Consider the following 10480-nt stretch of genomic DNA (forward strand, 5'->3'; position numbering starts at 1 on the left):
GTCGAGACCCGCCCCGCCCTGCTGGACGTGCGCTTCCCGCATGAGCACGAGTACGTGGCGCTCCCCGACTCCGTGCTCATCCCGCTGCCGGAGCTGGACGAGCGCGCCGACGAGCTGGAGGCGCTGCGAGGCCGCCCCGTCGTCGTCTACTGCCACCACGGCGTGCGCAGCCTGGACGGCACCGCATATCTCCTCTCACGCGGACTGGAGGCGGTGTCGCTGCGCGGAGGCATCGACCTGTACTCGCTCCAGGTCGACCCTTCCCTGCCGCGCTACTGAATGAAGTCCGAGGAGGCGCGGGGCGCTCGCGAGCGAGCCGCTACCCGATGAAGGCCGACAGGTCCTGCGTCTCCTTCTCGACCGAGTTCGGCTTGATGTCGACCTCGAACAGGAAGGGCTCCTTGAGCGGCCCGCCGATGAGCTCGAGCTTGTGCTTGCCCTCCATGAGGTCGATCTTCAGGCCCTTGCCGCCGCCGCCCTGGTACAGGCCCACGTCCTGCCCCCGGCGGCGCACGGTGATGCCGCGCACCGTCTCGGGCTTGAGGATCAGCTGCAGCGAGCCGCGACGGAACTCCTGGGTGAGCACCTTGGCCTCGCCCGGCACGCCGAAGGCCAGCGTGTCCGTGTCCTCGGTGTAGATGCCCTGCTGCTCGTTCTCCAGGATGAGCGTGTCCTGCAGGTGCGCGCCCGACACCAGCGTCAGCGGCGTCAGGCCCAGCTCGGTGACGGGCTGCGAGCTGCCGCAGCGCTCCGTGTGCCGCACGGACACCTTCACCCGCTCGTTGGTGTTGACGGTGAGCCGCACGCCCTGCCCGTCCGACGCCGTGGCGCTGAGCACCGCGAAGATGGGCTTGTGGAAGATGGCCACCACCGCGAGCATGCCCACGATGAAGCCCACCATGGCGATGTTGCGCCGGGACACCGGCTGACCCGCGTGGCGGCGCGCGTCCTTCGCCAGCGCGCGGTCCACCTCGTCCTCCTCCCGCACCGCGGGCGCGGAGGCGAGCGAGACGCGGGAGCGTGACGGAGGCGGCGGCGAGGGCATCTCCGCGCGACTGGAGGTGCGCCGACGCGGCGGGGCCTCCGGCGCGGACACCTGCGACTGCATCCCCGTGCGGCGGCGCGGCGGCGGCGAGGGCTCCGGCGGCGGCAGCATGGTCCGCTCGTCGTCGTCCTCGTCCTCCATCCGCGTGCGCTCGTCCAGGTCCAGCGACGCGGAGGTGCGCGAGCGGCGCGGCGCGGGCGGCTCCACGTCCACCACGGGCGCGGCGCGCGTCATGGAGCGGCGAGGCGGAGGCGGCGCGGGCTCGGGGGGCTCTCCCGGATTCGTCGCGGCGCCGCGCAGGTCCGAGCGCGAGCTGGTGCGGGCCACCTGCGTCACGTTGGCGCTGCTCGGCCGGCGCATCGAGTCCGACGTCCCACCCCGGCGGCGGTTCGGCGCCTCCATGACGCCGGACGGCGCATCCCACTCGCCCGGGTCCTCCTCCACCACCGGCTGCGGCACCGCGCCCGTGCGACGCGCGGGAGGCGGCGGCGCGGCGCGGGACGGCGCGGCGCGGCCCCGCTCGCGCGGAGAGGACGACTCGCCCGGTGGCGCGTCCCAGCTCATGTCCGACGACGACGCGCGGCCCCGGCCCCGCTCCTGCTGCGGCGGGGGTGGCGGCGCGGAGCCGCCGGACTCCTCGTCCGCCAGCACCACCTGCCCCTGGGCCTTCTCCTCGGACAGGCGGTCCGCGAACAGCGTCTCCATCAGCTCGGAGATCTGCACCGAGCCCGCCACCCAGCGCTGGCCGACGAGGATCTCCTCGAGCGCCGTCTGGAACTGGCGCGCGTCCCGGTAGCGGTCATCCGAGCTCTTGGCGACGGCCCGCATCACCACCGGGTCCATCTCCTCCGGCACGTCCGCCACCTGCGACGGCGGCTGGATGGCGCACTCCATGGCGGCCTGGAGCGTGGCCAGCTCCGAGTCCCGCTTCAGCGGCCGCACCCCGGTCAGCAGCTCGTACAGCACCAGGCCGATGGCGAAGATGTCCGCGCGCCCGTCCAGGGGCTTTCCGGCCGCCTGCTCCGGCGCCATGTACGCGAACTTGCCCTTGATGGCGCCCGACTTGGTGAGCGACGCCTGATCCGCCGCCTTGGCGATGCCGAAGTCCACCAGCTTCACCGAGCCGTCGAAGCTGATGAGGATGTTCTGCGGCGAGATGTCCCGGTGCACCACGCGCAGCGGCCGGCCCGCGTCGTCCGTGCGGCTGTGCGCGTAGTGCAGGCCCTCGCACGCCGCGGCGACGATGCGGATGGCCAGGGGCCGGGCGATCCACTGCCCCGCGCTGGCCGCCTTGCGCATCACCCGGCCCAGGTCCTCGCCGTGGATGAACTCCATGGCGATGTAGTAGGTGCCGTTCGCCTCGCCGAACTCGTAGACCTGGGCGATGTTCGGATGGTTGAAGCGCGCCGCGATGAGCGCCTCGTTCCGGAACATCTCCACGAACTCACGGTCCTCCGCCAGATGCGGGAGGATGCGCTTGACGACGAGGTTCTTGTGGAAGCCCTCGATGCCCGTCTGGCGCGCAAGCCACACCTCGGCCATGCCGCCGGTGGCAAGCTTCTTCAGGAGCTGATATTTCCCGAAAGATTGAGGGTTCATCCCGGGTCTCTGGCCGGGGGAGTTGGCTCAGGTGGAATGCGTCAGGGCTCGGCATCCTAGAGGACAGCGGTCGCCGAGGCAAAGGTGGCATGTGTGGAGATCGACTGGCGCGCTGATTGCCTGCCTGCTCACGACGGGTGCGGTCGCGGCCACTCCGGGTGCGGATCAACTCCGCACCGAGCGCCGCGGTGACGTCCTGGAGCTGCGCTGGGCGGACGCCGAGGAGCGGCTGCAGGGTACGCTTCACCCCGCCCTGCCCCGCGAGGGCGAGCCCGCGATGCTGTCCCTGCACGTGGGCGCCTTCCAGGGCGCGGAGTTCACCGGGCCGCTGACGCTGACCCTGCACCTGAAGGACTCCCCCTCGCAGCTGACGCGCACGCTGACGTACGACGGGGTCAACTGGCACACGCCACTGGAGTTCGACGAGCCGGGGCTCTACGAGCTGGAGGTCCGCTACCAGAACACGCGGCTCAAGGTCCTCACGGGCCACATCACCGTGGCCTCCACGCCCCTGCCCCGCGGCCTGAGCTGGGCGCTGGTCCTCGGCGGCTCGGGCCTGGTGCTCGCGCTGGGCGTGAGGGGCGCGCTCAAGCGCCTGCGGGGTACGCCCCCGTCCACCGGAAGGTCCGACGTCGGCGCTCCGCCCGCCGTCATCCCACCCGTGGAGGCGTCCTCGTCCACCGAGGCGCCCGGTGCCACCGCACCGGCGCCGGATGCGGCGTCCAACCGGTAACTCCTTCCACCGGCTGATCGACATTCGTACAGGGATGGGTGCCCACGAAGTGGAACTTTCGTTCCCATCGAGGGCTTCGTAACGCCCGCGTCACGACGTTTTCGAGCCCTCTGACGGGCTTGCGTCGCCCACCGCCGTCCGCCACCCGACGTTGTCCAGTCGGGCACCGCTGTTGCACAAGCGCTCTGCCGGCTGCGACGGGGAGGCGGGGACATGGGTGGGTGGCGGTTGGATGAGCTGGGGAGGCGGGGTCTCCTCGTCGCGGTCCTCGTGGGTGGGCCGGCGTGGGCGGCCCCGGCACCCGAGGGTGGCGTGGAGACAGCGGCCTCCGGTTCGGCCGCCGCGGTGGATGCGCTCTCGGGCGGCGTGGTGGACGGCGTGGAGCCCGTGGACGCGGGGCCCCCCGAGGGCTCCGAGCCGCTGGAGCCCACGCCGGGCCTGACGGAGGGCGCGCTGGCGCAGGCGCTGCCGCCGCGCATCCAACCCGGTGACTCACGGGACGCGGCGCCCCCGACGCCGACCACGAGCGCGGCGCCCACCGTCGAGCCCGCCAAGACGGCGGCGGAGCAGAAGAAGAAAAAGAAGAGGAAGCCCGGCGCGCAGCAGGAGGACTCCATCGGCGAGGACGCCACCGCGCTGGACGACACGCCGGACGACGAAATCCAGACGGTGCGCGTGTTCGGCCGCGTCTATGCGCAGGCCAGCGCGGACCAGCGCGAGAAGTACGCGCGCACGCTGAGCATCAACTCGGCGCGCGTGGGCGTGGCGACGTCGCTGCCCAACCTGGAGGCCGAGGTGAGCGCGGACCTGGCCGACTCGAACATGCTCAAGGACGCCTTCGTGCGGCTGTCCGACGACAACAAGCGCTTCCGCCTCTATGGCGGACAGTTCAAGTCGCCCTTCCTCCAGCGCCGGCTGGAGGGCGCGTGGAGCCTGCCCATCCAGGGGCGCGGACTCGTGGAGGACTACCTGGGGGACGTGCACGAGCTGGGCGGCCGTCGGCTGGGGCTGATGGGCGAGGTGCGCCTGAAGGGCCTGTGGGACCTGCGCGTCTCCGCGGGCGCGTTCCAGGGCTCGCGCGACGAGCTGGGCGTGCGCACCAAGGAGGACCTGGCCGGACGCATCACCGTGCGTCCGCTCAAGAAGATGCTCACCCTGGGCGTCAGCACGTACGTGGCGGAGGCGCTGGACCGCGCGCGCAGGCACGCGATGGCGGCCGACGCGGAGCTGAAGTTCGGCGCGTTCCACGTCACGGGGGAGGTCGTCACGGGCCGGCTGCCGGTGGGGCCGTTCACCGCGCAACTGCTGCTGGCGAGCTGGACGCTCCCGGTGACGACGGAGTGGGCCCTCCAGCCGGTGGTAGGCGCCGAGGGGCTGCAGCTGCGGGGGGATGTGGAGGGGAAGGGCCACTCGTTGCTCGGGGGGCTCAACCTGTTGTTGGGGAGTCGGTTCCGGGGGCAGTTCCAGGTGGAGCGCGCGCTGCGGCCGGGGGACGAGGCGCCGGGCCTCGAGTACTCGCTGCAGCTCGCCACCCGCTTCTAATCACGGAGACACGCCATGCTCTCGTTCGCCGAGGGGGAAGTGACCAGGCTCCGGCGTGAGTTCAAGCTGGTGCTGGAGGAGGAGACGGCGCTCGCGCTGTGCGCGCGCCTGACGCGGGAGTTGGAGGGACAGGTGCCCACGCCCACGCGCATCGTGTCCGTCTACTTCGACCGACCGGGCTGTCCTTTGGCGTCGCGCGCGCTGCGCACGCCGGAGGACTGCCTCAAGGTCCGCACGAAGGAGTACTCACCGGACGTGGGCGCGGGGGGCGTGGAGCGCGTGGTGCTGGAGGTGAAGCGCGAGCGCCATGGCCTCACGCAGAAGCGGCGCGTCTGGGTGCCGCGCTCGGATTTGGGGCGCGTGCTCCGGGGCGGCGCGCGGCTGTTGCCGCTCATCACCGGAGGCAGCCTGCAGCCGGTGCTGGCGGTGACGTATCAGCGCCACGTGTATCAGGCGTCGCAGGCGTGGCGGGTGACGGTGGACCGGGACATCGGCTACCACCAGATTGCCCCGGAGCTGGCCATGTCCCAGCTTGCGCTGACGAGCGAGCGGCTGGGGCCGCCCTTCTTCCGAGAGGGCCGCGTGGTGGTGGAGGTGAAGCACCTGGGGGAGGAGCTGCCCGATTGGCTGTCGTCGCTCAATCCGGGCGGCGCGCCGACGTACAGCAAGTTCGCAGAGGGGATGGCGAGGGCACATGCCTTCGCCGTGGATGGGGTCGCGAGGGGATAGGCACCGTGTTCATCGACTTCGAGGGGATTGACGGCAGCGGCAAGACGACGCTCTCCAACCTGTTGGCCGGGAGGTTGAAGAAGCTCGGCTACCGGGTGGCGCACGCACGGGAAGGAGGCGAGCTGCGCTCGTCCACGGCCCGGCGCGTGCGGGAGCTGACGCGGGACGCTCGCCTGTTGGAGATGTCACCGCGCGCGGAGTTCTTCCTCAACCTGGCGCGCGACGCGCAGCAGTTGGAGGAGGTCGTGGCACCCGCGCTGTCGCGGGGCGAGGTGTGCATCACGGACCGCTACCTGTACTCGCAGCTCGCGCTGAGCGGCGGGGGCCGGGGGCTGCCCATGTCGGAGCTCCGGCCCGCCTGCGAGCTGGCCTCGCAGGGCCTGTGGCCGGACCTGGTCATCCTGGTGGACGTGGACCCGGACCTGGCCCGCTGGCGCAAGCGGCTGGGCAAGGCGCTGACGAACAAGAGCGAGGCGGGCGACAGCCGCAAGGGCATGGTGGGCGCGGGCCTGGCGGTGCGCGTGCGCGAGTCCTTCCTCGCCCTGGCGAAGGAGGACCCCAGGCGCTGGCTCATCATCGAGAACAACGACGCGCCGCTGCACGTGCTGGAGCAGCGCCTGGTCGACGCCGTGGTGGCCCGGCTGGAGGGGCGTGACACGCCCGTGCAGCGCATCGTCCCCGCCCCCGCGTCGGTGCCCACGGGCCCCGTCGAGGTGGAGAACGTCGAGGCCCGCTTCTTCCAGGCGCTCGACACGGTGGAGCCGCGCGAGCCGGCGCTGGCGGTGTGGATGCTGGGCGGCCTGCCCGGGCTCGCCGCGCATCAGCGACGCCTGGAGTTCGTGGAGCGCTTCCCCGCCCTCACGGCGCGCGGCCTCCAGGGCCTGGATGACGAGCCCGCCTGGACGCTGCGCGAGGTGCTCGCGCCGCTGGCGCCGGCCCAGGTGGCGGCGAGCCTCTTGGGCCAGAGGAGCGCCCGCGCGGCGATGCTGCGGGAGCGGCTGTATGCCCAGGCGCCCGCGGAGGCGCTGCAGGGCCTCAAGGGCGACAGCTCGCCCCAGGCCTGGGCGCTGCGCGAGCGCGGCGTGCGCGACGGGAAGCTGGGCGACGTGCTGCTGGGCCTCTCTGGCGTGGACGGCGAGGAGTCCTGGGTGGTGCGCGAGGCGGGCATGCAGCGGGGGCTGTACGCGGAGGTGGCCCGCAGCCTGGGGGGACTCTCCGACGCCCGCGCGGACGCGCTGCGCGAGGCGCTCCTACCCCACGACCGGCTCGCGGTGCTGCGCGGGACGCAGGGACTGGACACGCCGGTGGCCCGCGGCCTGCGCGAGGCGCTGGCGGACAAGGCCACCAAGCTGGTGATGCGCTCCCTGACGGGGCTCTCCACCGAGGAGGCCTGGGCGCTGCGCGAGCGCGCCGCGCCGAGGACGAAGGAGGCGCTGGACTCGGTGGACGGGATGAACGACCCGAGGGCGTGGCGCCTGCGGGTGACGCACGCGAGCCGCTGGCCGGCCACGGTGCTCTCCTCGCTCAAGGGCCTGCCGGTGAGACCCGAGGCGCGCGTGCTCATCCAGCGCGTGCTGGAGGCCCATCCCCGGAAGCTGCCCGCGCTGCGCAACGCCTATGCCGTCATCGCCACCGCGGCGGCGCTCGACACCCGGGCCACGCAGGCCCGCGCGAGCCGCCCGGCGGTGGATGCACCCACGCAGCAGGTCGAGCTCTGAGGGAACACACACACCATGGAGGCCTCCATTCCGGCGTTCCTCGAGAGCGCCAAGTCGGAGCTGAACAGCCTTTCCATCACCGTGATGCTGCCGCGGATGCTCGCGGCGGCGCTCATCGGCACGGTGCTGTCGCTGCGGCCCTGGCGGCTGGTCATGCGCCGGGCCCTGCCGAAGGCGGACATGATTCAGGCGCAGGTGCTGCTGTGCGCGGCGGCGGCGGTCATCACCGCCGTCATCGGGGACAGCGTGGCCAAGGCCTTCGGCCTGGTGGGCCTGGGCGGCTTCGTGCGCTTCCGCTCCGGCCTCAAGGACCCGCGCGACGCGGCCATCCTGTTCCTGATGATTGGCCTGGGCATGGCGTGCGGCCACGGCAGCCTGGGGCTGGCGGGCGTGGGCACCCTGTTCGTGGCGGCGCTGCTGTTCGTGCTGGACCTGTTCAACCGCGAGGCGCCCTCGGCGCCGAAGCAGCGGCTGCTGGTGTCCGCCCAGGCAGATGACCTGGTGGGCGCGGAGGCGTCGCTGAGGAGCGCGCTCGGGGAGCGCAACGTGATGGTGAAGAGCTGCGCGCTCGACTTCGACGGGCGGCGGCTGGAGCTGGAAGTGGAGGAGCCCGTGCCCGGCTCGCTGACGGCGGCGCTGGGACGGACGGAGGGCATGCCCCTGCGGGGGCTGCGGTGGACGGCGGTAGGCCCCAAGGGGACACGGGAGGAGCTGACATGACGCGCAGGTGGGTGGTCGCGCTCGCGGCCGGATGGTTGCTCGTGGGATGTGGTGGTGGAGGGAGCCTGCCGGGCGCCGGCCCTGGTGCGTCCAACCCGGACGGAGACGTGGGCCTGCCAGGGGACTCGCAGAACCCCGACCCGTCGAACCCGGACCCGGCGGCCACCACGCTGTGGCCGCTGTCGACGGGCTCCGTCTGGGTCTACGACATCCAGGACCCGGTGCACGGCAGGTTCCAGAAGCGGGTGGAGGTGCTCGGCCCGCGCGACGTGCCGGGCGCCCCGGCGGGGACGACGGGCGTGCTGGTGCACAGCCGGCAGGACCGCGTGGCCACGGGCATCCTCTACGAGGAGTACTCGTGGCAGCTCGAGCAGGGCAACGGCCTGGTCGTGCGCCTGCGCGAGGAGGACCACCGCGACGGCGTGCAGGTGCGCACCACCACCTGGAGCCCGGCGACGGTGAAGTCGCTGGCGCGTGCGCCGACGACGGTGCCCTGGGCCTACACCAGCGCCGTGCAGGAGTTCACGGTGCTGGGTGACGGCAGCAAGGACGACAGCGACCCGACCTACACGTGGCGCGTCCTGGAGGTGGGCGTGACGGTGCAGACGCGCGCCGGCACCTTCACCAACGCGGTGAAGGTCCGCCGCGACAAGCTCAACGACGCGGGCGAGGTGAAGGAGGGAAAGGAGCGCACGTACTGGCTGGTGCCGGGCATCGGCAAGGTGCGCGAGGAGGGCGAGCGCACCGAGGACCTGGCCTCCTACGACATCAAGAAGTAGCGCCTGTCCGCTGTCCCAGGGAAGGGCGTGCGAGCGCTCGCCTCGCCGCCCGCTCCCTGGCGGGAAGGCTGGATGAAGGTCGCGGAGTGAACGGTTGGGCCTCCGTCCCGAGATGGTTCGGGAGGAGGCTGCATGCATCGGAAGAACCGCTTCACCCCGCTTCCCCTCGCCGTGGCCCTGACGTTGGTGTCGGGCATGGCCTCCGCGGGCGTCCTCGCTCGCGACCCTTATCTGCAGAAGGTCGGTCCCGACACGGCCCTGGTGGCGTTCCGCCTGGCGGCCAACTGCTCGCCCGAGGTGCGCTACGGCGTGGGAGCGGCCAATGAGGTCGCCCGCTCGAACGACTCGGGCAAGGTCCACGCGGTGGTGCTCACGGGGCTCAAGCCCGGCACCGAGTACACCTATGAGGTCAGCGCCTGCGGCCTGAAGACGCCGGCCAAGAGCTTCAGGACGGCGCCCGTGCCCGGCACGCGCCGCGTGCACTTCGCCGCCATGGGGGACTTCGGCACGGGCGGCTCGGACCAGCGGCGCGTGACGGCCCGGATGGTCCAGACGAAGCCCGAGCTCTTCGTCGCCCTGGGCGACAACGCCTACCCGGACGGCACCGAGGCCGACTTCCAGGAGCACCTCTTCGTGCCCATGGCGGAGCTGCTCTCGCAGGTGCCGCTGTTCGCCTCACCCGGCAATCACGAGTACGTGACGAACCAGGGCCAGCCGTACCTGGACAACCTCTACATGCCCACCAACAACCCGGAGGGCACGGAGCGCTACTACTCGTTCGACTGGGGGCACGTGCACTTCGTGTCGCTCGACTCCAACTGCGCCATCGGCCTGTCGTCCGCGGAGCGCTGCTCGCTGGCCAAGCAGAAGGCGTGGCTGGAGACGGACCTGGCCGGCACCACGCAGCCGTGGAAGGTCGTCTTCTTCCACCACCCGCCCTGGTCCAGCGGCGAGCACGGCTCGCAGCTCACCATGCGCCGCCAGTTCGCGCCCCTGTTCGAGAAGTACGGCGTGGACCTGGTGCTCACCGGGCATGACCACAACTACGAGCGCAGCAAGCCGATGAAGGGCGACGACGTGGCGTCCTCGGGCGGCATCCCCTACCTGGTGGTCGGTGGCGGCGGCGCGACGCTGCGCGCGTTCGACACCAGCCAGCCCGCCTGGAGCGCCATGCGCGACAACAAGGCCTATGGCTTCCTGGACGTGGAGGTGGCCGACGGGCTGCTCACCGCGAACCTCCTGACGACGGACGGCAAGGTGCTCGACAGCCTCACGCTGCGCAAGGACCTGCCGCCCGTGGAAGAGCCTCCCCCGGAGGACGCGCTGAGCGTCACCGTGGAGGGCGAGCGCGGCGTGGCCCCCCACCGCGCGCTCTTCCTGGCGACCACGACCCCGGACGTCCCGGTGAGCTGGGACTTCGGCGACGGCGGCTCGGCCCAGGGCCGCTCCGCGGAGCACACCTACGCCAAGGCGGGCCAGTACACCGTGACGGCCACCGCCACGTTCGGCGCGGTGACGCGCACCGCCACGTCCGTGGTGACCGTCACCTCCGCGTCCGGCGGCGGAGGCGGGGGCACCGACGCGGGCACGCCCGACGAGCGCCCCACGCCCACCC

The 10480-nt window shown here is 72.3% G+C and carries 9 protein-coding genes; 8 read left to right on the forward strand and 1 reads right to left on the reverse strand.

All coding sequences use genetic code 11. The features are described 5' to 3' along the window. Positions 1-279 (forward strand): rhodanese-like domain-containing protein (locus FL311_RS36505; RefSeq protein WP_141332300.1); only part of this gene is annotated, 279 nt, incomplete at its 5' end. 40 nt (positions 280-319) lie between these two features. Here the strand turns inward: FL311_RS36505 and FL311_RS36510 are convergent. After that, on the reverse strand, positions 320-2644 hold the full coding sequence (locus tag FL311_RS36510; protein WP_141332301.1) for a serine/threonine-protein kinase: 2325 nt from the start codon (positions 2642-2644) through the stop codon (positions 320-322). A 91-nt stretch (positions 2645-2735) separates the two neighbouring features. Between FL311_RS36510 and FL311_RS36515 the strand changes: the two genes are divergently transcribed. From FL311_RS36515 to FL311_RS36545, 7 genes are all read left to right on the forward strand, one after another. Continuing rightward, a complete protein-coding gene (locus FL311_RS36515; RefSeq protein WP_228557320.1) occupies positions 2736-3377 on the forward strand; it encodes a hypothetical protein in 642 nt (213 codons plus the stop codon). A 213-nt stretch (positions 3378-3590) separates the two neighbouring features. Continuing rightward, complete coding sequence (locus tag FL311_RS36520) at positions 3591-4919, forward strand: hypothetical protein (protein WP_141332302.1); 1329 nt, start codon at positions 3591-3593, stop codon at positions 4917-4919. Between the two features lie 15 nt (positions 4920-4934). Then, positions 4935-5648 carry a VTC domain-containing protein gene (locus tag FL311_RS36525; protein WP_141332303.1) on the forward strand — a complete coding sequence of 238 codons (714 nt, stop codon included), beginning with the start codon at positions 4935-4937 and terminating at the stop codon, positions 5646-5648. A 5-nt stretch (positions 5649-5653) separates the two neighbouring features. Continuing rightward, positions 5654-7366, forward strand: coding sequence for a dTMP kinase (gene tmk / locus FL311_RS36530; protein ID WP_141332304.1), 1713 nt, complete (start codon positions 5654-5656; stop codon positions 7364-7366). 15 nt (positions 7367-7381) lie between these two features. Further along, positions 7382-8086 (forward strand): DUF4956 domain-containing protein, encoded by a 705-nt coding sequence (locus FL311_RS36535; protein WP_141332305.1) that lies wholly within the window; start codon positions 7382-7384, stop codon positions 8084-8086. Then, positions 8083-8865, forward strand: coding sequence for a hypothetical protein (locus tag FL311_RS36540; RefSeq protein WP_141332306.1), 783 nt, complete (start codon positions 8083-8085; stop codon positions 8863-8865). The genes FL311_RS36535 and FL311_RS36540 overlap by 4 nt, the downstream gene beginning before the upstream one ends. A gap of 132 nt (positions 8866-8997) precedes the next feature. After that, positions 8998-10480, forward strand: a 1483-nt coding sequence (locus tag FL311_RS36545; protein WP_141332307.1) for a metallophosphoesterase, incomplete at its 3' end; no start/stop codon positions are given.

This window comes from Myxococcus sp. AB025B, assembly GCF_006518215.1.
Lineage (GTDB): Bacteria > Myxococcota > Myxococcia > Myxococcales > Myxococcaceae > Myxococcus > Myxococcus fulvus.

Excerpts from the sequence above, each read along its gene's own strand:
- FL311_RS36510 (WP_141332301.1), bottom strand. The coding sequence starts at position 2,644 with ATGAACCCTCAATCTTTCGGGAAATATCAGCTCCTGAAGAAGCTTGCC.
- FL311_RS36520 (WP_141332302.1), top strand. The coding sequence starts at position 3,591 with ATGGGTGGGTGGCGGTTGGATGAGCTGGGGAGGCGGGGTCTCCTCGTC.
- FL311_RS36525 (WP_141332303.1), top strand. The coding sequence starts at position 4,935 with ATGCTCTCGTTCGCCGAGGGGGAAGTGACCAGGCTCCGGCGTGAGTTC.
- FL311_RS36535 (WP_141332305.1), top strand. The coding sequence starts at position 7,382 with ATGGAGGCCTCCATTCCGGCGTTCCTCGAGAGCGCCAAGTCGGAGCTG.
- FL311_RS36540 (WP_141332306.1), top strand. The coding sequence starts at position 8,083 with ATGACGCGCAGGTGGGTGGTCGCGCTCGCGGCCGGATGGTTGCTCGTG.